Raw genomic sequence first — 23370 nt, 5'->3', positions numbered from 1 at the left:
TCCTCCTGTTTAAAATGGGAATCCTCCGCCCATTCCGCCAAGTCCTCCGGTAATTTTGGACATGGACTGCTGGGACGCTTCCTCAATCTGGCGGAGCGCCTCATTGGTTGCCGCCATAATCAAATCTTCCAGCATCTCAATATCCTCCGGATCCACTACTTCTTCTGCAAGCTTTACTTTAGTTACTTCCTTCTTGCCGGTAATGGTCACTTCTACCGCGCCGCCGCCTGCAGAAGCCGTGATTTCTTTTTCCTCCAGTTCCTTGGTGGCTTCTTCCATCTGCTTCTGCATTTTCTGTGCCTGCTTCATCAGATTATTCATATTGCCGGGCATTCCTCCCGGAAATCCGCCGCGTTTCGCCATGATGTTTCCTCCTTACTGTCCTGCTCTGTGGACATAATGGTATGCCCCTGGGCACTTCTTTCTGATTTTATTCTTCCTCATCTTCGATTGTTATTTCCATATTTATGATTTTCCCAAGATCTACATAAGAAGCTTCAAAGGGCTGGCCGGTTTCATTGAACCGGACTTTAATTTCCACCTCTTTGCCGGTTTTTTCCGCTATGGCTTCCTGCAATTCCCGAATATGAGCCTGGGAATTCACAAACGCCTCCGCCACCTCATCCTCTAACACAATCAGAAGCTGACCCTCTCCCGCCAGGCTCAAATGTGCGGATTTCAGATAGTTCTTTAGTCCTCCGGACAAGTCCTCAATGATGGAACGCCAGTTTTTCACTACCTGCCGTACGTCCTCTGGAACTGCTTTGGGCAATTGCTGATTCTGCTCTTGTCCTGTCGTATCCTGCTCCTGATAAACCGTCTGCTCAGCAGCCTTTCCCTGGGGCGGATGCAAAACATACCCCTGCTCCATTTTCTCTTCCAACTGAGAGATCCTTTGAATCAAAGAGCCATAATCCCGCTCCATCTCAGGCTTACACAGCTTAATCAGCGCAATTTCTATCATGATGCGTTTTTGAACCGCATACCGTATCTGATTGGACAGCTCTGAAAAAATCCGGATATAGCGCATCAGCTGCTCTCCTTCTGCCATCTGCGCTTCTTCTTTCAGCAGCAAGAGATTCTCACTGGAAATATCCAACACGTCTTCCATATTATCAGAACTTTGCAGTAAAAGCAAATTTCTCAGATACCAGGTAAAATCTGTCACAAACTGCCCCGGTTCCCGCCCCTGTATCATCAGTTCTTCCAACAGGGAAATGGCGCCGGTAATATCCTTGGCTATAAGCTTCCTCAGCATTCTGGAAAAAAGTTCTGTATCCACAGCTCCCAGCACTTCCAGTACATGGTCATAGGTCAGGCTTTCCCCCAGATAAAATGCGATGCACTGATCCAGAAGGCTTAAAGCGTCACGCATGGAGCCGTCCGCCGCTTTCGCAAGATATCGGATCGCTTTCGGCTCCACCTCCACCTGCTCCTTTTCCATCAATTCTGTCAGACGTTCTGAAATAACGTCAATGGTAATTCTGCGAAAATCATACCGCTGGCAGCGGGAAAGTATGGTAATGGGTATCTTATGAGCTTCCGTAGTAGCCAGTATAAAAATCACATAAGAAGGCGGCTCTTCTAAGGTCTTCAGCAGCGCATTGAAAGCCCCTATCGAAAGCATATGAACTTCATCAATGATATAGACTTTATATTTGCCTTCTGCCGGAGAATACGCCACTTCCTCACGGATTTCCCGGATATTATCCACACCGTTATTGGAAGCGGCGTCAATCTCAATGACATTCATGGAATTTCCTGCGGCAATGGCTTTACAGGAAGCGCATTGGCCGCAGGGGCTTCCCTCTGCGGGATTCTCACAATTGACAGCCCGGGCAAAAATTTTGGCTATGGTGGTCTTTCCGGTCCCTCTGGTTCCGCAGAACAGATAGGCATGTCCGATTCTGCCTGCCTTAATCTGATTCTTCAATGTTGTAACAATATGCTCCTGTCCCCGGACATCCTCAAATTCCCGGGGACGGAACTTGCGGTATAACGCAGTATACGACATATTTAATCACCAAAGCTGATGCCGATTAATTTTGCTTCTTTGATAATCTTAGAATTAGGCTCTACCATCTTTAACTTTCCAGCTACGTCCGCCAACGGAACCTTCTTTGTATTTCCGTTCACCATGCCTACCATATAACCGTAGTCTTCTTTCAGAATCAGGTTTGCCGCTGCCGCTCCCAGCCTGGTACAGAGTACGCGGTCGTAAGGACAGGGGCTTCCGCCTCTTTGGGTATGGCCGGGAACGGTCACCCGCACTTCGCTTCCGATCTTTTCTTCAATCCTTGCCGCCACCTCATAGGAAACAGAAGGATATTTCCTGTTTTTCATCTTTTCTTTCAAATCTTTCTTGGACAGCTTCGCATCTTCCTTGGAAATCGCTCCTTCTGCAACTGCCAGAATGGTAAATCCTTTTCCTGCTTTATTTCTTCCTGCAATGGCTGATACCACTTTATTAATATCATAGGGAATCTCCGGAAGCAGAATAATGTCAGCGCCCCCTGCAATTCCTGCATACAAGGTCAGCCAGCCAACCTTATGCCCCATAACCTCCACAATAAATACCCGGTTGTGGGAAGCTGCCGTGGTATGGATACAGTCAATGGCGTCTGTGGCGATGTCTATCGCACTCTGGAACCCAAAGGTTACATCCGTACCATAAATGTCATTGTCAATTGTTTTGGGAAGATGGATGATATTCAGGCCTTCCTCCCTGAGAAGATTCGCTGTCTTCTGTGTTCCATTTCCTCCCAGAATTACCAGACAATCCAGGCGCAGCTTGTAGTAAGTCTGTTTCATGGCTTCCACTTTGTCAAGACCCTTCTCGTCCGGTACCCGCATCAGTTTAAACGGCTGCCTGGAGGTTCCCAGAATCGTGCCGCCCTTTGTAAGAATTCCAGAAAAATCAGAACCGGTAAGCAGACGGTAATTTCCGTATATCAGTCCTTTGTAGCCTTCATAAAAACCGTATACTTCCAAATCTTCTACGTTCTTGCTTAATCCTTTTACTACACCGCGCATTGCTGCATTCAGCGCCTGGCAGTCGCCACCGCTTGTCAACATTCCAATTCTTTTCATTGTTCTCCACATCCTTTACAATATTCAATAATCTGAAATCTAACTGTGCCTACCGAAAATATTATATCTCATAATTTTCCCTATCACAAGATTTTTCTTGCTTTTCCGGTTGCATTTCTGAAAAAATCTGTTATAATTGTATCGTCATGGAGGAGTACCCAAGCGGCTGAAGGGTCTGGCTTCGAACACCAGTAGGTCGGTAGTCCCGGCGCGGGGGTTCAAATCCCCCCTCCTCCGTTTTTTACAGCGAAAAAAATCCCTGCATTGCCGGATACTGTGAACACTCGCAATATCCGGTCAGCTGCAAAGATTTTTTTCAGAGCTGTTGAGAGTATGTTTCCCCTTATTAAGTACTCCTGATACTATTTTACCTCTGCCGGTCCCGGCCGTCCATGCACTTTGAGGAAAATTTCAAAGAATATGCTCTCCAAATTCCGGTTCCCATCTTTCTTTCAAAAAGGCTTTTAGCTTCTCACACTGCATTTCATTGCCCAGAGCGTAAAAGGCTCCGTAGCCTCTCCGCAAGAACTCTTTGCCCCGTTCTTCCTCCTTAAGCTCCAGCAACGCCAGCCCCTTGTTGATAAGAAATCTTGGAAACAGGCAGAAACGGCTGTTTTGCCTGCTCAACGTGATTCCCTGACTGCACAAATCCACCACATCCGCATATTGTTTCTTCTCCAGGAAAAGTTTGGAAAGCCGAAACAGAATCAGCAAATATTTCTGCGCCTTCTCGGCCTGATCCATAATATGGGTATCCATGTAATGCTTCAGTCCGCACAATATTTCTATCGCTTCCTCCCGTTTTCCAAGCTTCCCATAATTCCGGGCAATATTAATCAGTATTATAATCTCGTTATACGTCAGCAGACCCTTGAGAATCTCTTTCATCCCGATTCCATCCGGCTTGGTCATCCGCAGGGTATCCTTCAGTTCCTTTACGCCCTGCGCCCAGTCTTCCTCTTCCTGCTGTTTTAACATAATTCTGGTAAAACGGCAGTACTGGGAATTCAAAATATCTTCTTCTGCAATGGTATGCTCAAATTTATCAACAAGCTCTTTTAACCCTTCGTACTCGTAGTTTGTGATTTTCTGCACAATCTGTCCGCAAAGCTCTACTTGCTGCATTTCCTCTCTGCTGGAGTACTGTAAGAATGCCTCCTTACAGCCAAGTCTCTGGGTAAACGCCTCTACGGTTTTCCGGTTCGGCATACGGATTCCATTTTCAATTTTAGACAAATTGCCGACGGAGCAGATTCCAAAGCACAGTTCTTCCTGAGAATATCCCCGTTCCACTCTCATATCGTGAATATAATTGCCGATTTCGTATACAGCCATTCGTTTCTCTCACCCCTGTTACATTATAGGGCAATTTTTCCAGCCTGTCCGAAAAATGCTCAAATCTCCGATTAAATTCTCTTTTTCTTGCCTTTTGTTTTATTTGCCTATATAATAAAATTAATTACATCAAAGAAAGGGTTATTCCATGAAAAAATTTTTTTCCATTCTGATATGCATTTGCTTATGTATTTCCTTTCTTCCCGGCTGCAGCGGACCGAAAAAAAACGCCGCCGACTCCATCAAGGCAATTTATGAACTGTATATACTTGGCGACGCCACAGGAATCACCTCCCTGGGAATGACAGAAGAAGACATCAACGCCGCCAGAGAAACCTACGACGCTTCCCTGAAGGAAACCATCCGCACCAACTTTGCCGCCAGCGGACAGGAAATAGATGAACAGAGTTTAGATGAACTTTGCGAGGCAAGGAAAACCGCGCTTTCCAAAATGAGCGCCACTGCAGAAATTGTTTCAGAATCCGAAGGCAAAGCAACGGTTGTGGTTCACACCACTTATTTTGATGAATTTGATCTGGACGCAGACGCTTATTATGACGCCAAAGAAACTGCACAGCAGGGCAATTTTTCCACTGCAGAAGAACAGCATATTTTCCTGATGGACGTCTATACCCAGAATCTGATAGAAGCTTACCGGAATGTAATGCCTTCTGAGAAAACCACAGATATTATGGTTGACTGTGTCATTCAGAATAATACCTGGGTTCCCGCCAACATGTCTTCTTTTGGTTCCGATTTGGCTCTTGCGATCACCGGCCAGAAATAATATAAATCATGCATAACCTCCCCAGAACCGGAATAAGATGTAAAAAGTTTTGTGGGAGTGCAAAAATGTCTGAATTTCATCGAATGATTACGTATCTTTATTTATATGAACATGGCAATAAACGCCACAATGTCGGATTTGCCAAAATTGAAAAACGGGGCGGCCAATGCCTCGTTGAAATACATATGAAAAACACCGGACACAACACTTCCTCTGCTCCGGTGTATTTCTATGCTTCAAACCGCGGAACGCACCCCGGCATTCTGCTGGGAACCATGGGGCTTCCCCGGGGCAATGGAGATTTTAAAACCATTTTAAAAGGAGAACCCCTGGCAGACAGCGAGTATTCTCTGGACGACATTAAGGGAATCTTTATTCCTCTGTCTGAAGAAATCATGTTTGTCAGCCAATGGGATGACAGTGAATTTATCCGGAAGAATTTTGTGGAACCAAAGCATCCATCCAAGGAATCAGGATCCCAGGGCTCAGAAAACGAAACTCCAAAACCATCTGCACATCCGTCTGGCGCAAATGGCTCCTTGCCGCAGGGATCTGCTGCAAATCGATCTACAGCACACAGATCGACGCCTTCACCAGCACCCAATTCCGGTGTAAACGCCCCTGCAGAGCAGAATACAGCTAATTCATCCGCTGCTCAAAGTTCGGCAAACGCATCTGCCGCTCAGAATCCCGCTGCCGCTCAAAGTTCGGCTGCCGCTCAGAATCCGGCTGTTGCTCACAATCCCGCTGCCGCTCAAAGTTCGGCAAACGCATCTGCCGCTCAGAATCCCGCTACCGCTCAAAGTTCGGCAAACGCATCTGCCGCTAGGAATTCGGCTGCCGCTCAGCCTGAACCAACGGATTCTTCCTCCCAGGCAAATTCCGCTCCTTCTGCTTCGCCGGATCTCAGCGCCGCAGAAGCTGTTCCGAACTCCCGGGAAAAATTCCAGGGAAAAAACGGAATTCCCCTGCCATCCATTCCAAAGCTGGAGCCTTTGCCAGAAAACTGGAATCTGAAATGGGAATTTATCATGGAAAATTATCCTGTAATGACCCCCTTTGCCGAGGATGACAAGACACTCTGCGTACGGTGGGAATTAAAAGATCTGCGGCTGCTTCCAAGACAATACTGGTATCTGGGCAATAACAGTTTTCTCCTTCACGGCTTTTTCAATTACCGCTATCTGATTCTTGGCGTCACGGAAAAAGCCGGAAAGAAACGCTGGTTTATCGGTATTCCAGGGGTTTACCAGAATCCCGAACGGGTGATGGCAACTTTATTCGGATTTCCGGAATTCCGCAATGAAAAATCCGTTCCTGTCAACACCGGAGAATTTGGCTACTGGTACCGCTATCTGAATGAATAGGTTCTTCCTCTGACAGCAGAGCGTACAGCTCATGGTCTCTCCATCTTCCATGAAGCTTTACGCTCTGCTTTTTTATTCCCTCAAACTCAAATCCCAGCTTCAGCAAAAGCTTCTGTGACGCAGTATTTCCAGGCAGCACGCAGGCTTCTATCCGATGCAGCTTTAACTCTCCGAATATCACCTGAATTCCTTTGGAAATACTTTCTGTCGCATACCCTCTGCCCCAGAATCTCTGGTCAAATTTATATCCCAGCTCGCAGCACTGATAAAAGCCATACTTAATATTATGAAAAGATACTGTTCCGACAATCCGATCCGGCTGTCCCTGTTCCTGAACCCAAAACCGAAGTGATTTCTGCTTTACTGCCAAATTATACTCCCCCTGAAGCAGCATTTTCTGAAATTGATCTGTGTAAAACTGCGGAGGCCGGTCTGTTTCATATTTTTCAATAATCTCCCGATTGTCCTGATAAAACTGAAGAACCTTGGCGGATGCTGTATCGTCCAGTATCTTGAGTTCCAAACGTTCTGTCTGATATGCCATTTCCATTGTAACTTCTCCTGTTTTTTTATATAATAACATTTACAGTGATCAGATGTCCAGAAGGAGAGCCTATGAATCAGGAAGAAAAATTTATGAAAGCCGCTATCCGGGAAGCGAAAAAAGCAGAAAAAATACAGGAAGTCCCCATCGGATGCGTCATCGTATCAGAAGGAAAAATCATTGCCCGGGGATATAACCGAAGAAACATTGACAAAAACACCCTGGCCCATGCGGAACTTTCCGCCATCAAAAAAGCCAGCAAAAAGCTGGGGGACTGGCGGCTGGAGGGCTGCACCATGTATGTGACCTTAGAACCCTGCCAAATGTGCGCCGGCGCCATAGTGCAGGCACGGATGGATAAAGTCGTCATCGGAAGCAGAAATCCCAAAGCCGGATGCGCCGGTTCCGTGCTGAACGTTTTGCAGATCCCGGCCTTTAATCATCAGGTGGAACTGGAAAGCGGCGTATTAGAAGAGGAATGCTCCACTATGCTCAGCGAATTCTTCAAAAATCTGCGGGAACAAAAAAAGAAATCGGACAAAAACCTCCGGAACAGTTGACTTTTCCTCTGAAAAAGGATATACTTAAGTCTCCGAGCAGCTGGGGCGTTAGCGGTGCCCTGTACCAACAATCCGCTATAGTTGGAGTGATGCTTTGCCCCGGGTTTTTGCCTGTGGGGCTGCCTTTTATAAGTGGTGATGACGTCTGGGTCTTACGCAATGGAACTCTGTGAACCGTGTCAGGTTGGGAACAAAGCAGCACTAAGCAGAACCTTTCATGTGCCGTAAGGGTGCCTGGGCCGAGCTAACTGTAAAAGTAACGCCCATGGTCAGGATTCAAAGCAAAGCGCTCGGTTTTTGATATCCGTAATTAGCAACAGTTAAGGAGATTTCCATTGAAAAAGTTACTGCATAAAGCCAGGAACATCCTATTTGATTCCTGTGATTTTCTGGAACTTCTGATGGCTCTTATTGTTCTGGCCGCCATTCTGATTGCCTGCTGCTCTCTCGGCAGTTCTTTTCTGGATTATTGGAATGACAGATTTTCCAAAGAAGCTTTTCTCACCTTTGTAGGTTATGTATTCAATATCCTGATTGGGATTGAGTTTTTGAAGATGCTCTGTCAGCCCAGCCCAGATACAGTATTAGAGGTTTTAATTTTCCTTGTGGCCCGCCATATGATATTGGATCACACTACAGTCATTGAAAACCTTCTTACCATTATAAGCATCGGAATTCTGTTTGCCATCAAGAAATATATCAGCCTGCCTTCCGGAAAAGAAAACTACCGTATTTTTTCCAGCAGTTCTGATTCTGAGGAATCCGAAAATGAGAAAAATTCATAGTAAATATTTGGAAACAAATCCCCAGCCCTTGACTTTTTTGCGGCTGGGGATTATATTTATAATGAAATCAATAATAATTATCATTATTCACAGGAGGAAAGACCATTGATGAAATACAGCCGCCAACGGGAGTGTATCAGGGAATTTCTTTCCGGCCGCCAGGATCATCCGACTGCCGAAACGGTTTATACAAATGTGAAAAAAGAGTTTCCAAATATCAGTCTTGGAACCGTATACCGTAACCTGGCTCTGTTGACGGAGGTTGGAGAAATCCAGAAAATTTCCACCGGTATCGGACCAGACCGTTTTGACTGGAACACCGCCCCCCATTACCATGTACTATGCAGGGGATGCGGCAGCGTTATGGATTTAATGCTGGAAAATATTAATCATATCAATATTCTGGCAGGCAATGAATTTGACGGCCGGATAGAAGGGCATATTGCATACTTTCTGGGAACCTGCAAAGCCTGCCTGGGAAAAGAATCAAAAGAGGCAAATCCCCAGGAGGAAGAAACTGCCGATAACCTGGAACATAAAGCCAAAACAGAAAAATCATAAAATATCTCTTGACAGGCTTTCTAAGATATGCTATCTTAATTTCAGTAACAATTACTATTTTTACTTAGCTTATTTAAATTAAAACACATAGAAAGGAAGAAACTATTATGAAAAAATTTGTATGTAATGTATGCGGTTATGTTTATGAAGGAGATGCAGCTCCGGAGAAATGTCCACAGTGCAACGCTCCTGCTTCCAAATTTACCGAGCAGTCTGGAGAAATGTCATGGGCTGCTGAACATGTAGTTGGCGTTGCTCAGGGCGTTCCGGAAGATATCATCGAGGACTTAAGAGCTAATTTCAACGGAGAATGTTCTGAAGTTGGTATGTATCTGGCTATGGCAAGAGTTGCTCACAGAGAAGGCTATCCGGAAATCGGATTATACTGGGAGAAAGCTGCTTACGAAGAAGCAGAGCATGCTGCTAAATTTGCTGAATTATTAGGTGAAGTTGTAACTGACAGCACCAAGAAGAATCTGGAAATGAGAGTAGAAGCTGAAAACGGCGCTACTGCTGGCAAAACTGACCTGGCTAAGCGTGCGAAAGCTGCAAACCTGGATGCAATCCACGATACCGTACATGAGATGGCAAGGGATGAGGCAAGACATGGCAAGGCATTTGCAGGTCTGTTGAAGAGATACTTTGGATAGGCTGAAAACAGCATAAAATCAGTATTTATAGCAATTTCAGGGTGTGTGGATGAAAGTCCATGCACCCTTATTTTTTGCCTAAGTGGTTGTGTAATTTCGTGTGTAACTTTTCCGTCTCGTGAACCGCAGCACGCCAAAAACAAACATATCTTGATTCCGTTATTAATTCTAAGAAAAAAGGGCTGTCGGGAAATGAAATATATACACAATATATGGTTGAGACATCGAAAGAATCACAAGATATATTGCTGAAAATCTGTCATTTCCCGACAGCCGCCTTTATTTCTGATTTGCAGGCTCTATATTAATGCTTTTCCCTTTGATCTTGGAATGGCTCATAGCCCGCAGCACTTCCTTGCCGTATTCTCGCGGCACCTCCACAAAGGTATATTTATCATACATGTCAATGGCGCCCACCAGATCTCCTGACATCCCGGACTCTCCGGCTATGGCTCCTAAGATATCTCCTGGCCGTACATGCTGCTTTTTGCCGATATTGATAAAGAGACGAACCATACCTTCCTCTGCGCCTGTATCGCCAAACTCAAAGTTCTCCATGCTCTTCTGGGCATTTTCTTCTTCACCCAAAAGCGCCAGCTTTAAGAATGCTGCTGCAATGTCCATGGCGGTATAGTCGGATTCATTTACCTGTTTCTCAATCATATTTACCATTGAACTCAGATCTTCTTCCTCAATAGTTGTGCCAATGCGATCCATGATTTTCTCCAGCCTTACCTGCACCACATCTTCCATGCTGGGTATTTTCTGAGCAAGAATCTTGGTCTTGCAGTAGCGTTGGATATCTTTTAATTTATATACTTCTTTTCCTTTGACAAAAGTAAAGGAGCGTCCGGTTCTCCCGGCTCTTCCGGTTCTTCCAATGCGGTGTACATAATATTCGTCATCCTGGGGAAGATCGAAGTTAAATACCGCTTCCACGTCATCCACATCAATTCCCCGGGCCGCTACATCAGTTGCCACCAGAATCTCTGTTTTTCCATTACGGAAATGGTTCATCACCCGGTCACGCTGCATCTGCTTCATATCTCCATGAAGCCCCTCGGCAAAATATCCCCTGCCCTGCAGTGCATTGGTAAGCTCATCCACCATGCGCTTGGTATTGCAGAACACCAAAGAAAGCCTGGGATCGTACACATCCAGAAGACGGCTTAACACTTCCACCTTATCCTTGCGCTTTACATCATAATAATACTGTTCGATGTTGGGAACAGTCAGTTCCTTTTTCACAACCTTAATGGTGACGGCGTTTTTCTGATATTTCTTGGTAATTTCCAGAATCGGCTTGGGCATGGTGGCAGAAAACAATACCGTCTGCCGCTCCTCGGGAATGTACTCCAGCACTGTCTCAATATCTTCCCGAAATCCCATATTCAGCATTTCGTCAGCCTCATCCAATACAATCGTCTCTACTTCTTCACACTTAATGGTCTTTCTCCTTAAGTGATCCATCACACGTCCCGGCGTGCCAATGATAATCTGCGCACCGCCCTTTAAGGAACGGATCTGTTTCACAATATCCTGTCCGCCGTATACCGGGAGCACCTTCACTCCATGCATATACTTGGCAAGGCAGCGGACTTCTTCGGCCACCTGGATGGCAAGTTCTCTGGTAGGACAGAGTACAATGGCCTGGGTCTTCTTGTTATGGGGATCCACCTTCATCAGCAACGGGATTCCGAATGCTGCTGTTTTCCCGGTTCCTGTCTGTGCCTGTCCAATCACATCTACCCCTTCCATAACCACAGGAATGGCCTTGCTCTGAATAGGAGTAGCTTCTTCAAAGCCCATCTCCCGAATTGCCCGCAATATCTGGGGATATAAATCTAATTCATCAAATCTTACTGTTTCCATATATTTCCTTTCACTTTCTGTTGCAAACCTGTTGCTAATCATAACAGAGAAATACAGGGTTGTCAAACGATTTTCAAAAAACTTCCTGCATTTCTATTGACATTTATACATCCAGGGTGTAGTATTTGATTACATTTAATATAGTTTTAATTACTATGTGTTAATATTTTTATTACTCTTACATATACTATTACTAGTGCTGGATTCATCCTCTATGTAAAACGGATGAGCATCAGAACCCTTACTGAAAAGAATGACTCAAAGGAGGAGATATTACCATGAAATTCAAATTAAAAGATCCCGGAAGCTCTATTACGCATTTTATTGGAATGCTGATGGCACTCTTTTCCGCTATGCCGCTGCTGATCCGCGCTTCTACCAATCCGGATAACATTCACATTATTTCTCTGGCGGTTTTTATTATCAGCATGATTCTGCTCTACGGCGCAAGCGCCACCTATCATGCTCTGGATTTATCCGAACAGACCAACCGGATTTTAAGAAAGCTTGACCACATGATGATTTTTGTGCTTATTGCCGGCACTTACACGCCAGTGTGCGTGATCGTTTTGGGCGGACGCACTGGCTACAGTCTTCTGGCTCTGGTTTGGGGCATCGCCCTTGCGGGAATTCTGGTGAAAGCCTTCTGGATTACCTGCCCGAAATGGTTTTCTTCCTTATTATATATTGCCATGGGCTGGGTATGCGTTCTGGCTTTTACGCAGATTATCAATTCCCTTTCGCCTCAGGCCTTCGGATGGCTTCTGGCCGGAGGCATTATCTATACAGTTGGCGGCGTTATTTATGCGCTGAAACTGCCGATATTCAATTCCAGACATAAGAATTTCGGTTCCCATGAAATCTTCCATCTCTTTGTGATGGGCGGCAGCGTATGCCATTTTATTATGATGTACTGTTTTGTGGCAAATATGCCCGTTATGTAAAATCTGATACTGGAACCGCCTCTGGAAATATGCGCAGCTTATTGTTGAGGCGGTTTCTGATTCTCTGTTCTTAAAGAACGGTTTAGAAACTATTTTGATATTCCCCAATTAGCTTCTCTTTTTCTTTTCGGGTCATTTTTTTGATCTGGGCTTCCCGCCGCATAGCCTCCTGCTTGGTATCGTGAATTTCCTGATACGCCAGCTTCACCGGCCTGCGTCCTTTAGTATACCTGGCTCCTCGGCCTGCATTGTGCTCCTTCAGACGTTTGTCCAAATTATTGGTCCATCCTGTGTACAGTGTTCCGTCACTGCATCGGAGGATGTAGGTAATATTCTGTTTCTTTTTCATCTGTCGCCCCCTGTTATGTACAGAGACTGCAAGCAGTCTCCTGTATGCAAAAGCAGCACAGTAAAACTGGTATTTTTCCAATAGGGTACAAGCTGACAACATTCCAAAACTGGTAGGAGAAACAGTGCTGCGAATTTTCACATTACTTATACTCTATATTATGGAAAATGCAAAAGTCTGTGCCTGTTTTATATTCTGCGAAATAATTGTCCCGGAACTGCGTTCTTTGCACTTCCGGGACTCTCATGTCTGCCGCTACTCCAGATATTCCATTGGATTCACTGGCTGGTCGTCCTTCATTAATTGAAAATAAAGGTTTGAGCCCTCCACCGAGTAGTATTTGGTAGGCTCGCTGATATAGCCGATAATTTCTCCGCTTTCCACATATTCACCCTGGTTTTTGGGAACCTCTTTCAGCTGTCCGTACCGCGCACTGTATCCATCTCCCATATCCACGGTCATAGTAAGCCCGGTTTCTTCACTGGTTTCGACGGAAGCCACTGTTCCGGAAGCCACTGCATTCACCGGCGTATTGACAGCCGCCTGAAGAATCACTGCCGGATTATATTTATACTGATCCAGCGTTGCAAAATATACCGTCTGGTCCATGTTGTAGTTTAAAATAACATTTCCCTGTAAAGGCCAGCTTAAATCTGCCGCTGCGTCAAAATGGAGCTCCGGCTCCACCGGAGCGCTGGTTTCTGCCACTACTTCCGGCTCATCCATGAAATCATCTTCCACCACCGGTTCAATAATGCCGGATACTTCTTCCGTTTCTTCTTCCTCTTTTTCCTGTTCCTTAATTCGGGCCTTAGCCTCTGCTGCTGCCTGGGCTTTTGCCTTTTCCTGCGCCGCCTGTTCCCGTGCGGCGTCTTCTTCTCTTGCCTGCTGAATCTGCTGCTGACGCTCTTTTGCCATCTGCTCTTCCTGTTCCCGTTCCTGTCCGGCATAATACAGGCCAAGCATACCAAAGGCTGCCACTACCATAATCACAGCAGCCACAATATAAGACTTCCGATTGAAAAATACCGCAAATTTTTTATTTCTCATCCTGTCACCTTCCATTTCTGTTTGTTTTTTCCTTCTTATTCTTGCCGGAAAAACAAGGATTATTCAGGTTTGAAATAAAATTCAAAGATTTTCACTGCATTTTATTTATTTTTTTCAATGGTAATATCTTTATAGTAATACTGAAGAATTTCTTTATAGTTTTTTCCGCCGGCGGCTAATTCATTGGCTCCATACTGGCTGAGCCCCAGCCCGTGCCCCAGGCCCTTTGTAACAATACGGATTTTATTTTCCACTTCCTTGAAATAGAAACAGGCAGAATTCAGATTCAGGCAGTCCCGGAATTCCTCTCCCGTCACGGTTTGTTCTCCTACTTTTACCTGAACCGCATAGTCTGCAGAATCCCGTTCCGTAACAGACACAGTTTCCAGAAGATTTGCTTCCGTAATGTCCGATTCTGGAGAAATTTCTTTTAATTTATTCAGAAATTCCTCTTTTTCCATAAAAACAACTTTTAGAAAATCCGGGGAGGGGATGTCCATTTCACTGTCCGCACCGGCCAGATACGGCTCATCCTCCCGCTGAAGGGCTTCTTTCGCATTTCTGGTTTTCCCGGCACTGACAGCGTGAAATGCCGCCTGAATGGGTTTCCCGTCATAGAGCAGAATTTCTCCTTCTGTGGCCTCCACTGCTTCTTCCAATAACTGATAATTCTTCTCAAAGCCCTCCTGCCCCCACAATTCCAGCATTTCCTCTCTGGACATAGATTCGGGAAGCTTCTTATCTTCTGTTTCCAGAGCAAGGATCAATGCAGTTCTGGCAATCACTGCCTGGGCTTTGACTGCTTCTTTCTGATAACTCAGCGGAATTTCTTTTGCCAAGACGCCTGTAAGATAGTCTTCTGTATCCAACTCCGTATCCGCTATTTTATTGCCGGAATTTTCCTCGTTTTCAGCGGAACCTTCTTTCAATGCTTCCTGGATTATCTCGGTTCCTGTGCTTGTCTCCCCGCCCTGAAACACCAGAGTTACCACATAGGGCACGGTGAGAACAAGAATGCAGACTGCCAGGCATGTTTTAATTTTTTCTTTCAAAAAGACACCCCCTTCTCTGACTTTATGCCTGAAAAGGGGGAAATATGCGGATTTTCATGAGAAATCCTTTGAATGCTTTCCTATAAATAATATACTCTGAATTATTCTATCTGTCAATGAATGATAAAAGACACATGCCAGAAAACCGGAATCCGCAGTTTCTGCAGTTTTCCGGCTCTCTGATTATAAATTATAAGGGAAATCAATCAAACTATTATTTTATTATCCCAATAACGAAAGAACTCCCTGCGTAGACTGATTTGCCTGTGCCAGCATAGACTGTCCGGCCTGTGCCAGTATATTATTCTTGGAGTATTCTACCATCTCCTCTGCCATATCTACGTCACGGATGCGGGATTCTGCTGCTGTGGTGTTTTCAACCACATTATCCAGATTGGCAATGGTATGCTCCAGTCTGTTCTGAACAGCCCCTAATGCAGAACGCTGTTTTGAAACCATGGAGATTGCATCCGCAATGGTATCAATTGCGTTGGTAGCATCGTCTTCCGTCATAAGGCCGGTTCCTTTTAATTTTGCAACGCCGATATTGCCTGCAGACATAGATTTGATTTCCACTTTAATCTTATTGCTGGTATCAGATTCTGAACCTACATGAAGATTAAATTCCAAAGCATCAGCTGTCTTGATTTCCACCTTGTTTTCTTTTACGTCAATGTAATCTTTGATCTGTTCTGCACCAATTTCAACAGAGTTTCCGTTTGTATCATTTCTGAAAATTCCGCCTTTATAAACGCCATTTTCAAAATACACTGAAACATCGTCAATTTTGGCTCCGGTGCTGTCAACCAGCGGATTTGCGCTTGATTCAATGTATGTGCTTAAATCTGCTTCTGCAATCTTGGTATTTTCCAGCTGATCGCCGTATTCACCTGCTGCATCTGCTGCAACGCTGTAAAGCATCTGACCATCCTTGTATTTCAGGCTTCCGTCTTCTGCCACTTCTACATATTTTTCAATGTCGCTGGTTGTAGCCGCCGATGCAGGAGTGCCCGTTACTACATCCGTACCGTTAGAAGTCGTTCCGCCGCCTGCATTTGCCAATGTAATATTTCCTGCCGTTACAAAGGTTAATCCTGTTTTCGCTGTAACTGTGCCGTCATCTGCAACGTCAAAATATGTTGCCAAATTTGCATCCGTTACCTCTACATGGTCTGTACCTGTCTGACCTGAGCCAGTAGGACTTACAAAAAGTTTATTCGTACCAAGCGCAGTGGCATTCAATGCCATGGAAGCTCCTGCCGCTGCTGTGGCTCCGCTTATTGCAGTTGTCTGGCCTGCGCCAAACAAAGCATTCTGGCCTGCTGTTGTCAGTCCCAATGTACCTTTCTGAGCATCTTTTGCAGCCTGGGTAAGCTCAAACTTATAGGTTACAATGGTTTCTGTTTTCTCTGTTCCTTCTTTTCCTTTCAACAGATAAATTTCATTGAACTTTGTCGTTTCGGAAACACGGTCTATCTCTGTTACAAGCTGATCAATTTCATCCTGAACCGCCTGTCTGTCATCCTCAGACATGGTTCCGTTGGCTGCCTGAACTGCCAGTTCATTCATACGCTGCAGCATGGAATGCACTTCTGTCAGCGCGCCTTCTGCTGTCTGCACGCAGGAAATACCATCTTCTGCATTCGTAGACGCCCGATCCAGGCCGCGGATCTGTTTTCTCATCTTTTCAGAAATTGTCAAACCTGCTGCATCATCTGCTGCACGATTAATCTTGTAGCCGGATGATAATTTCTCCGTAGATTTCGACTGCTGCCCTGTTGTGATTCCTAACATTCTGTTGGCGTTCATTGCCTGTAAATTGTGTTGTACTACCATATTGTTTTCCTCCTTGTTTTCATGGTACTGCGCAAATCCGTTTGCGCCCCGTTTCCTGATGCTGTTTTTTCCTGTGAAGCGAAAGCATTAAAGATTCAGCATTTTTTCTGCAGCCTGCGTTCCATTACAAAAAATTATGGATTCTGAGAGTTGTTCTGCATCTTTCTCGCCTGCCTGCGCTCCGCCATAAGAATCTGTCTGATCTTTTCCTTTGCTTCCGGGGAAAGCTCTCTGTCCCGGTAATGCTTTACCTCATTCCCAGGCTCCGCTGCCATTCCATAACGCTCCAGCGCATCGCTTCTGGCAATGTTATACTTCCTGGGCGCATCTACCAAAATCCTCAGATTATTAGAACTTCCGCCGGTAAATACAATCTTGATATCTTCTCCAATCAGTACGTATTCTCCTGGTTTTACAGTTAGTTTCAGCATCCTTATAACCTCCTGTTTTCTTTCATTTTCCTGATGTGAGCATGCAACCTTTTATTAACAAAGGTTGCATTAGCCCGGCACATTTTTCAGTGGTTTTAAAACTGCCAGGTGCACTTGAAAATTAAGGAGGAAATCTGCTATGAGCAAAACACAACCAATTCGCAAAACCAACCAATTGACCAAATTTAAGGAATATTACCTTACAGAAAAACCGAATCTGCGCAACTACGCCATGATTATCCTTGGCCTTAACACTGCTCTGCGCATTGGAGACATTCTAAATATTACCTGGGATATGGTATATGACTTTAAAAACAAAAAGTATCGTTCCCATCTGTATCTGACAGAGCAAAAAACCGGTAAAGATGCAATAATCGCCTTAAATAAACCGGTAAAAACTACCCTGGAAATGCTGCGCCGGGCACAAACTCCTCAGCAGGACGCCTACCTCTTTGCCAGCCAGAAAAATAAATCCTTCCATATCAGCCGGTGCCAGGCCTACCGGATCATCAAAAAAGCGGCAGCTTACGCCTGCCTTCCGGAACATGTAAGCTGCCATTCCCTGCGAAAAACCTTTGGTTATCATGCCTGGAAGAATGGTACTCCTCCTGCACTGCTTATGGATATTTTTAACCATTCCTCCTACCAGATTACCAAACAATATTTATGTATTGAACAAGACGATAAAGACGATGTATTCTGCCGCATTGTCCTGTAAGTTACAAACTTTTTTCAGGTTCTTTAAATTTTTTTCAATTTGCTATAAAGTCTTTACAATCAGCGCCGATATAAAAAGTGTAACAAAAATGCAACCTTTGTTAATAAAAGGTTGCATTTTTAATAAGTATTTCTTAAAATTCAATGATTATACGAATTCCTGAAAAGCAAAATAATTTTTCAAACAAATGTTCTTTTTTCTCTTGCATTTTCCCTTAGTCTGTGTTATGATTATTTCAGAACATTAGTTCGCATATGTGAATAAAGGGGCCGTGTACTTATGAATTTACAGACAAGCATGAATATACTGGACAAATTAACCATCCTTTCAGACGCCGCCAAGTATGACGTTGCCTGCACCTCCAGCGGCGTAGATCGGAAGGGAACTGGGAAGGGCATGGGGAATTCCGTTGCTCCCGGCATCTGCCACAGCTTTTCCGCTGATGGAAGATGCATCTCGCTTCTGAAGATCTTATTTACCAACGAATGTATCTTTAACTGCGCTTACTGCCTGAATAATTGCGGTACAGACGTTGTCCGCGCCGCTTTTACTCCGGAAGAAATCTGTACCCTTACCATGGAATTTTACCGCCGGAATTACATTGAAGGATTATTTTTAAGCTCCGGCATTATGATAAGCCCCAACTATACCATGGATTTGATTTATCAGACCATCTATCAGCTTCGGAATATCCACCACTTTCGCGGATATATCCATGTGAAGTCTATTCCAGGCGCCGATCCCCTGCTGATTGAAAAGACTGGCTTCCTTGTGGATCGTATGAGTATTAATCTGGAGCTTCCTACTGCTGAAGGACTGCGCAGGCTTGCTCCCTGCAAGTCACGCAATACCATTTTAAAGCCTATGCGCCAGATCCAGAACCGAATCACAGACAATAAGCAGGAATTAATGATATATCGGGAAACTCCTCCGTTTGTTCCTGCCGGCCAGTCCACTCAGATGATTATCGGAGCCACTCCGGAGAATGATTTTCAAATTATGAGCGTTGCAGAAGGGCTTTACCAGAAGTTCCAGCTTAAGCGTGTTTTCTATTCCGCTTTCGTCAATGTAAATGGTAATTCTATGCTCCCTGCCCTGCCTGGAGGCCCGCCCCTGCTTCGGGAACATCGTCTGTATCAGGCAGACTGGCTGCTGCGCTACTACCATTTTCAGGTTTCGGAACTGCTGTCAGAAGATCGTCCGGACTTTAATATCTTTCTGGACCCCAAGTGCGACTGGGCATTGCGCCATCTGGAATATTTTCCTGTGGAAATTAATCAGGCTTCCTATCAGACACTTCTGCGGGTGCCCGGTATCGGCTACAAATCCGCTGAACGCATTGTGAAGGCCCGGAAAAGGAATCAGCTTAGCTTCGATGATCTCAAGAAAATCGGCGTGGTTCTGAAACGCGCCCTGTATTTCATTACCTGCTCCGGCAAAATGATGTATCGCACCAAGCTGGAAGAAGATTATATCTGCCAGAACTTAATGCGGGATAAGACTCAGCTTCCAAGGGATATCCGGGAAGGCGGATACCAACAGCTCAGCTTTTTTGATAAAGACATGCAATCGGATTTCCAACTGACGGATGCACGGATTCTTCCGCCAGGCCAGCAGATTGTCACTGTTTAACAGAATCATATTCTACAGAATGAAAGGAATGGTGCATTGCCATGTATGTATTCGTATGTGAGAACAGCATCGACGGAATTTTTACCGGAGTATACGACGCCTGGGCCAGCAAATACGGACATAAGAATATCCGCCTTACTGTCTGTCCGCCGGACACTTACACCTTATTTGACGAATATATTACCGTCTCCACGGATTATGAAAGGAGCGGAAAAGTAGCCCGCACACTGCTTCAACGCCTGGGAGAAGAAACATATGCTGAATTGTGTCAGGCTGCATCTGCACTGGAGGAATCATCCAAACGAAAAAAATATATGGATAAGGCAGATGCTCTTTACCATACCATTGTGCTGGCATTATCCCTGAAAGACGGAAGCAAAGTACTGAATTATCTGGGAGATCCTTTTGTCAACCGGGTATTTGAGCTTTCCCGGAGCACCGGCAATGAAGCCCATCACCTTCTTGGATTTCTGCGGTTCCAGGAGTTGGAAAACGGTCTGCTTTTTGCCAGAATCCATCCTAAGAACTATGTACTTCCTTTCCTTGGGGAACACTTTGCCGATCGGCTTCCTCAGGAAAACTTCATAATATATGACAAAGCTCACAGCCAGGCCGCCCTGCATCCCAAAGGAAAGGGCTTCTTTCTGACAGACGCCAGCAGTCTGAATGAAGAAATGCTGAACCGCTTTTCCCCAGAAGAATTAGAATATCAGAAGCTATGGTGCAGGTTCTTTGACAGCATAGCCATTGAAGCCCGGATCAATCCCAAGCTTCAGAACCAGAATATCCCGATACGGTTCCAGAAGGATGTGATAGAATTTACCAAATAGCTATATAACTGGCATTTAAAATTGCCATCTATATAGCCCGCCAGGGGATGCGCACTCACACGAAGACGTAGGTGCCGCAAGCGGCCGTGCTCGGCGCAGATGGCAATATTAATTGCCATCTATATATAACAGTCACTGGAATAGCCGGACTGCTGCGTTCCAAGAACATCGCTTAATTTTGCAAACTGTTCTAAAGTTAAAGCCTCTCCCCGTACGTCAGGATTTAATCCCAGTTCCTCCAATGCGCCTGCAATCTGTTCTTTTGAGGCTGAAATTTCCGGTGAATTTTTTAATCCGTTTACCAGTGTCTTACGCCTCTGGTTAAAGGAGGCGCGAATGATGCGAAACATCTGTCTTTCATCTGCCGGCTGTACGGCTGCATGCCCATGCCTTACCAAACGAATCACCGCACTCCCTACTTTAGGTCTGGGCATAAAGCAGTTGGGAGGTACATTGGCAATAATTTCCGGTCTGGCATAATACTGAACCGCCAAAGACAATGCGCCGTAATCCTTACTTCCCGGTCCCGCCTGCATCCGCGCTGCCACCTCCTTCTGAACCATTATGGTAATACTGTCAATCGGAACATGACTTTCAAACAGTCCCATAATAATTGGAGTAGTAATGTAATAAGGCAGATTTGCCACTACTTTAATAGGATTCTCATTATTTTTTTCCTGAGCCAGACGGTTGATATCCACTTTGAGAATATCTTCATTGATTACTTCCACATTCTCATAATCTTGCAGGGTATCCTCCAGGATTGGAATTAAGTTCCGGTCAATTTCCACTGCAGTGACTTCCCTGGCATTTTCACAAAGATATTGTGTCATTGTACCGATTCCCGGCCCGATTTCCAGCACAAAATCTTCTCTGGCAATCTCTGCGGCGCTGATAATCTTTTCCAGCACCCTTGGGTCGATGAGGAAATTCTGTCCGAATTTCTTCTGAAAATTAAAATTATATTTCTGCAATACTGCTATGGTATTCTGCGGTTTTCCTAAATCTGCCATAGTCTCCTCCATCCTGCGCATTTTCTGTATTGTATATCGTTTCATGGGATATAAAATACAGTCTGCCTGAAGTTTCATATCCGCTGTTACATGCAAATTAAAACATATTCTATACCCGTGAACCAGATGATTTGCCAACAGATTCTCACTGGTATCACAAATCATTTGGCAAAAACATTTGCTTTCGAGTATAACAGATTATACATGGTTTTTCGCGAGATAGCAATCTATTTTCCAGACAGGCACAGAAATTTCCGCTCTTTCCATCTCTGCTTCCCAAATGATCCGCCTGTCATACACGGCACAGCAGATGCACCATGATAATCTAATTCGTGATGATTCATCGAACAGTCATCATCTACCACATGCGGCACAGCAGATGTACCATGATAATTCCAGCTCCAAAGGGAAGCGGGAACACGTTCAACGCCCTCTCTCCCAATACCAGCAAGAGCAAAAAGGCAAGAAAATACCAAATACCGCTCATCAGCGTGCCCAGTGTGATAAGCGTAATAACCTCAACAGGAATCCCCTGGTGCATAAGCATTCTGCACAGATACGCCATACATTGAACTCCCAGCGCCATCCCTATCACGCCCCCGGCAGGCACTGCCTTGGCCAGCAGGTATTTTTTTCTGTCCACCGGAAAATATTTGATTTTTTGGTAGACTGGCCGCCAGTATTCCCCCTCCCTTCTGGTAAACTGTACCATAGTAAAAAACATAAGAAACATTACGACTGCTGCCGCCAGATCAGCCATATATACCGGTTCTTCATAGTCTCCGCAAAGGGCCATAATAAAATAAATACTGCTTCCCAGAAACAGAAGCATCCCTCTGGCGCCCATAGTGCCTTCTCCGGTAAATCTCTGCTTGACATTTGAAAAAGGAAAGTGTACCATACCTCCCAGACCACTCGGATGATCAAACTGCATAATTGTTTTCCACATACTGTTTCCCGTCCTTTCTCCAACTATACATATAATCTTCTCCCCTTTGAAGGTTCATTTATTCATTTCCGCGCTCTTTTTGTCATGTAATACATCCACTTTGACAAATCAATTTCCTCCTGCATGATTGTTTCCATCATGTTCTGCAGATTTTCTGAAACATTCTCCAAATCCGCCATGGCCTCAAATCCCACTCTGCTGACCTGAATTCCAATAATTCCAGGTTCTGCGCTTATTTTCAGTTTTTTCCCTGTCTGGGGATCCCCTTTCAGCAGACAATAGCGGGATTTCAGTTTTTCCATAGATTCTGCATAAAGCAGCTCTCCCTGTTCCAAAAGAGCCACCACATCTGCAATCTGTTCCAAATCCGATGTAAGATGGGAGGAAAACAACACGCCAATCTGTTCTTCCTCCACCACCTCCTGCAAAATATTCAGAAATTCTTTCCGAAATACAGGATCTAGATTTCCTGTAGGTTCATCCAATAAAAGCACTCTGGGATGATGTGATACAGCAAAGGCGAATTGAAATTTCATCCGGTCTCCTTTGGATAACATTCCCAGCCAATCTGACCGATTCAGTTTGCATACAGAAAGCCAGTTCCGAAAAGAGGCTTCCTGAAACCCGGAATAAAATCTGCCAAAAGCCTTTCCATTTTCCCACAAACTCTTTGTTTCAAAAAACATGGGTTCATCCAATATCAGGCCAATCTGCTCTCTGGCGGCTATGGGTTCCTTGTCCATATCCTTTTGGGCAATCCATATCTTCCCTCCGCTTTTTTTGGTATGTCCTGATATCAGTTTTATCGCAGTCGTTTTACCTGCGCCGTTTCTGCCTAACAACCCCAGAATACTCCCTGCCGGGACTTCCAGAGAAATATCACTCAGCTGAAAATTCCGGTATTTTTTTGAAAGCCCTTCCGTTTTTAATCCATGTGCTCTCATTTCCTCATCTACCTCTGTTCTGCTTTGAGCGTGTTTCATAACTCCTTTCCTCCCTTCTTTTCGGATCGTTC

24 protein-coding genes, 1 tRNA gene and 1 other RNA gene are annotated in these 23370 nt (G+C 44.9%); 12 read left to right on the top strand and 14 right to left on the bottom strand.

The genetic code is table 11. The annotated features are described in order from the left end of the window. Positions 1–9: 9 nt before the first annotated feature. The 3 genes from E5329_RS10515 to E5329_RS10505 form a co-directional block, all read right to left on the bottom strand. Positions 10–363, bottom strand: coding sequence for a YbaB/EbfC family nucleoid-associated protein (locus E5329_RS10515; RefSeq protein WP_135989503.1), 354 nt, complete (start codon positions 361–363; stop codon positions 10–12). A 67-nt stretch (positions 364–430) separates the two neighbouring features. Beyond that, a complete protein-coding gene (gene dnaX, locus E5329_RS10510; RefSeq protein WP_135989502.1) occupies positions 431–2014 on the bottom strand; it encodes a DNA polymerase III subunit gamma/tau in 1584 nt (527 codons plus the stop codon). A 2-nt stretch (positions 2015–2016) separates the two neighbouring features. Further along, positions 2017–3090 (bottom strand): 6-phosphofructokinase, encoded by a 1074-nt coding sequence (locus E5329_RS10505; RefSeq protein ID WP_135989501.1) that lies wholly within the window; start codon positions 3088–3090, stop codon positions 2017–2019. Positions 3091–3238: 148 nt separating this feature from the next. Here E5329_RS10505 and E5329_RS10500 point away from each other — a divergent pair. After that, positions 3239–3327, top strand: a tRNA-Ser gene (locus E5329_RS10500). A 174-nt stretch (positions 3328–3501) separates the two neighbouring features. On the opposite strand, the gene E5329_RS10495 is transcribed toward E5329_RS10500, so the two are convergent. Next, positions 3502–4425: a helix-turn-helix domain-containing protein gene (locus E5329_RS10495; RefSeq protein ID WP_135989500.1), complete on the bottom strand. Its 924-nt coding sequence runs from the start codon at positions 4423–4425 to the stop codon at positions 3502–3504. A 148-nt stretch (positions 4426–4573) separates the two neighbouring features. Here E5329_RS10495 and E5329_RS10490 point away from each other — a divergent pair, with 148 nt between their 5' ends. Next, the gene (locus E5329_RS10490) at positions 4574–5212 is read left to right on the top strand and encodes a DUF5105 domain-containing protein (RefSeq protein WP_135989499.1); all 639 of its coding nucleotides are present in this window, start codon (positions 4574–4576) and stop codon (positions 5210–5212) included. A gap of 65 nt (positions 5213–5277) precedes the next feature. Then, positions 5278–6579, top strand: coding sequence for a DUF6128 domain-containing protein (locus E5329_RS10485; RefSeq protein ID WP_135989498.1), 1302 nt, complete (start codon positions 5278–5280; stop codon positions 6577–6579). Here the strand turns inward: E5329_RS10485 and E5329_RS10480 are convergent. After that, the gene (locus E5329_RS10480) at positions 6533–7129 is read right to left on the bottom strand and encodes a GNAT family N-acetyltransferase (RefSeq protein ID WP_168356579.1); all 597 of its coding nucleotides are present in this window, start codon (positions 7127–7129) and stop codon (positions 6533–6535) included. The genes E5329_RS10485 and E5329_RS10480 overlap by 47 nt on opposite strands. Before the next feature lie 65 nt (positions 7130–7194). Between E5329_RS10480 and tadA the strand changes: the two genes are divergently transcribed. The 5 genes from tadA (at position 7195) to E5329_RS10455 (ending at position 9679) form a co-directional block, all read left to right on the top strand. Further along, complete coding sequence (tadA, locus tag E5329_RS10475) at positions 7195–7683, top strand: tRNA adenosine(34) deaminase TadA (protein ID WP_135989496.1); 489 nt, start codon at positions 7195–7197, stop codon at positions 7681–7683. A gap of 32 nt (positions 7684–7715) precedes the next feature. Beyond that, positions 7716–7977: signal recognition particle sRNA large type (gene ffs / locus E5329_RS10470), an RNA gene on the top strand. Positions 7978–8018: 41 nt separating this feature from the next. After that, positions 8019–8468: a hypothetical protein gene (locus E5329_RS10465; protein ID WP_135989495.1), complete on the top strand. Its 450-nt coding sequence runs from the start codon at positions 8019–8021 to the stop codon at positions 8466–8468. A gap of 105 nt (positions 8469–8573) precedes the next feature. Next, positions 8574–9029, top strand: a complete 456-nt coding sequence (locus E5329_RS10460) for a Fur family transcriptional regulator (protein ID WP_135989494.1) — start codon at positions 8574–8576, stop codon at positions 9027–9029. Between the two features lie 107 nt (positions 9030–9136). Continuing rightward, the gene (locus tag E5329_RS10455; protein WP_135989493.1) at positions 9137–9679 is read left to right on the top strand and encodes an NADH peroxidase; all 543 of its coding nucleotides are present in this window, start codon (positions 9137–9139) and stop codon (positions 9677–9679) included. A gap of 279 nt (positions 9680–9958) precedes the next feature. On the opposite strand, the gene E5329_RS10450 is transcribed toward E5329_RS10455, so the two are convergent. After that, positions 9959–11551 (bottom strand): DEAD/DEAH box helicase, encoded by a 1593-nt coding sequence (locus E5329_RS10450; protein ID WP_135989492.1) that lies wholly within the window; start codon positions 11549–11551, stop codon positions 9959–9961. Between the two features lie 278 nt (positions 11552–11829). Between E5329_RS10450 and trhA the strand changes: the two genes are divergently transcribed. Next, entirely contained in the window at positions 11830–12495 is a 666-nt protein-coding gene (gene trhA, locus E5329_RS10445; protein ID WP_135989491.1) for a PAQR family membrane homeostasis protein TrhA, read from the top strand. An 82-nt stretch (positions 12496–12577) separates the two neighbouring features. On the opposite strand, the gene E5329_RS10440 is transcribed toward trhA, so the two are convergent. From E5329_RS10440 to E5329_RS10420, 5 genes are all read right to left on the bottom strand, one after another. Beyond that, positions 12578–12844, bottom strand: coding sequence for a GIY-YIG nuclease family protein (locus tag E5329_RS10440; protein ID WP_135989490.1), 267 nt, complete (start codon positions 12842–12844; stop codon positions 12578–12580). 255 nt (positions 12845–13099) lie between these two features. Further along, positions 13100–13894, bottom strand: coding sequence for a M23 family metallopeptidase (locus tag E5329_RS10435; protein WP_275443169.1), 795 nt, complete (start codon positions 13892–13894; stop codon positions 13100–13102). 101 nt (positions 13895–13995) lie between these two features. Then, the gene (locus E5329_RS10430; RefSeq protein WP_135989489.1) at positions 13996–14946 is read right to left on the bottom strand and encodes a SpoIID/LytB domain-containing protein; all 951 of its coding nucleotides are present in this window, start codon (positions 14944–14946) and stop codon (positions 13996–13998) included. A gap of 222 nt (positions 14947–15168) precedes the next feature. Continuing rightward, positions 15169–16782 carry a flagellin N-terminal helical domain-containing protein gene (locus E5329_RS10425; protein ID WP_135989488.1) on the bottom strand — a complete coding sequence of 538 codons (1614 nt, stop codon included), beginning with the start codon at positions 16780–16782 and terminating at the stop codon, positions 15169–15171. Positions 16783–16916: 134 nt separating this feature from the next. Further along, positions 16917–17213: a carbon storage regulator gene (locus E5329_RS10420; RefSeq protein ID WP_135989487.1), complete on the bottom strand. Its 297-nt coding sequence runs from the start codon at positions 17211–17213 to the stop codon at positions 16917–16919. 139 nt (positions 17214–17352) lie between these two features. Between E5329_RS10420 and E5329_RS10415 the strand changes: the two genes are divergently transcribed. The 3 genes from E5329_RS10415 (at position 17353) to E5329_RS10405 (ending at position 20393) form a co-directional block, all read left to right on the top strand. After that, positions 17353–17931, top strand: coding sequence for a tyrosine-type recombinase/integrase (locus E5329_RS10415; RefSeq protein WP_135989486.1), 579 nt, complete (start codon positions 17353–17355; stop codon positions 17929–17931). Between the two features lie 279 nt (positions 17932–18210). Further along, on the top strand, positions 18211–19563 hold the full coding sequence (locus E5329_RS10410; protein WP_135989485.1) for a putative DNA modification/repair radical SAM protein: 1353 nt from the start codon (positions 18211–18213) through the stop codon (positions 19561–19563). 41 nt (positions 19564–19604) lie between these two features. Next, the gene (locus E5329_RS10405) at positions 19605–20393 is read left to right on the top strand and encodes a TIGR03915 family putative DNA repair protein (protein WP_135989484.1); all 789 of its coding nucleotides are present in this window, start codon (positions 19605–19607) and stop codon (positions 20391–20393) included. Positions 20394–20512: 119 nt separating this feature from the next. Here the strand turns inward: E5329_RS10405 and rsmA are convergent, their stop codons facing one another. The 3 genes from rsmA to E5329_RS10390 all read right to left on the bottom strand — a co-directional run bounded on the left by rsmA (position 20513) and on the right by E5329_RS10390 (position 23338). Then, complete coding sequence (gene rsmA / locus E5329_RS10400; protein WP_135989483.1) at positions 20513–21406, bottom strand: 16S rRNA (adenine(1518)-N(6)/adenine(1519)-N(6))-dimethyltransferase RsmA; 894 nt, start codon at positions 21404–21406, stop codon at positions 20513–20515. Between the two features lie 358 nt (positions 21407–21764). Continuing rightward, positions 21765–22355, bottom strand: coding sequence for a hypothetical protein (locus E5329_RS10395; protein ID WP_135989482.1), 591 nt, complete (start codon positions 22353–22355; stop codon positions 21765–21767). A gap of 62 nt (positions 22356–22417) precedes the next feature. Then, positions 22418–23338 (bottom strand): ABC transporter ATP-binding protein, encoded by a 921-nt coding sequence (locus tag E5329_RS10390; protein WP_135989481.1) that lies wholly within the window; start codon positions 23336–23338, stop codon positions 22418–22420. Positions 23339–23370: the final 32 nt, after the last annotated feature.

The organism is Petralouisia muris (assembly GCF_004793545.1).
GTDB classification, from domain to species: Bacteria; Bacillota; Clostridia; order Lachnospirales; family Lachnospiraceae; genus Petralouisia; species Petralouisia muris.
Note: the sequence above shows the minus strand (reverse complement) of the source record. Positions and strands in the feature narration are given on the sequence as shown.

Coding starts and splice junctions, on each gene's coding strand:
- E5329_RS10515 (WP_135989503.1), bottom strand. CDS start 363: ATGGCGAAACGCGGCGGATTTCCGGGAGGAATGCCCGGCAATATGAAT.
- dnaX (WP_135989502.1), bottom strand. CDS start 2,014: ATGTCGTATACTGCGTTATACCGCAAGTTCCGTCCCCGGGAATTTGAG.
- E5329_RS10505 (WP_135989501.1), bottom strand. CDS start 3,090: ATGAAAAGAATTGGAATGTTGACAAGCGGTGGCGACTGCCAGGCGCTG.
- E5329_RS10495 (WP_135989500.1), bottom strand. CDS start 4,425: ATGGCTGTATACGAAATCGGCAATTATATTCACGATATGAGAGTGGAA.
- E5329_RS10490 (WP_135989499.1), top strand. CDS start 4,574: ATGAAAAAATTTTTTTCCATTCTGATATGCATTTGCTTATGTATTTCC.
- E5329_RS10485 (WP_135989498.1), top strand. CDS start 5,278: ATGTCTGAATTTCATCGAATGATTACGTATCTTTATTTATATGAACAT.
- E5329_RS10480 (WP_168356579.1), bottom strand. CDS start 7,129: ATGGAAATGGCATATCAGACAGAACGTTTGGAACTCAAGATACTGGAC.
- tadA (WP_135989496.1), top strand. CDS start 7,195: ATGAATCAGGAAGAAAAATTTATGAAAGCCGCTATCCGGGAAGCGAAA.
- E5329_RS10455 (WP_135989493.1), top strand. CDS start 9,137: ATGAAAAAATTTGTATGTAATGTATGCGGTTATGTTTATGAAGGAGAT.
- E5329_RS10450 (WP_135989492.1), bottom strand. CDS start 11,551: ATGGAAACAGTAAGATTTGATGAATTAGATTTATATCCCCAGATATTG.
- trhA (WP_135989491.1), top strand. CDS start 11,830: ATGAAATTCAAATTAAAAGATCCCGGAAGCTCTATTACGCATTTTATT.
- E5329_RS10440 (WP_135989490.1), bottom strand. CDS start 12,844: ATGAAAAAGAAACAGAATATTACCTACATCCTCCGATGCAGTGACGGA.
- E5329_RS10435 (WP_275443169.1), bottom strand. CDS start 13,894: ATGAGAAATAAAAAATTTGCGGTATTTTTCAATCGGAAGTCTTATATT.
- E5329_RS10425 (WP_135989488.1), bottom strand. CDS start 16,782: ATGGTAGTACAACACAATTTACAGGCAATGAACGCCAACAGAATGTTA.
- E5329_RS10420 (WP_135989487.1), bottom strand. CDS start 17,213: ATGCTGAAACTAACTGTAAAACCAGGAGAATACGTACTGATTGGAGAA.
- E5329_RS10415 (WP_135989486.1), top strand. CDS start 17,353: ATGAGCAAAACACAACCAATTCGCAAAACCAACCAATTGACCAAATTT.
- E5329_RS10410 (WP_135989485.1), top strand. CDS start 18,211: ATGAATTTACAGACAAGCATGAATATACTGGACAAATTAACCATCCTT.
- E5329_RS10405 (WP_135989484.1), top strand. CDS start 19,605: ATGTATGTATTCGTATGTGAGAACAGCATCGACGGAATTTTTACCGGA.
- rsmA (WP_135989483.1), bottom strand. CDS start 21,406: ATGGCAGATTTAGGAAAACCGCAGAATACCATAGCAGTATTGCAGAAA.
- E5329_RS10395 (WP_135989482.1), bottom strand. CDS start 22,355: ATGTGGAAAACAATTATGCAGTTTGATCATCCGAGTGGTCTGGGAGGT.
- E5329_RS10390 (WP_135989481.1), bottom strand. CDS start 23,338: ATGAAACACGCTCAAAGCAGAACAGAGGTAGATGAGGAAATGAGAGCA.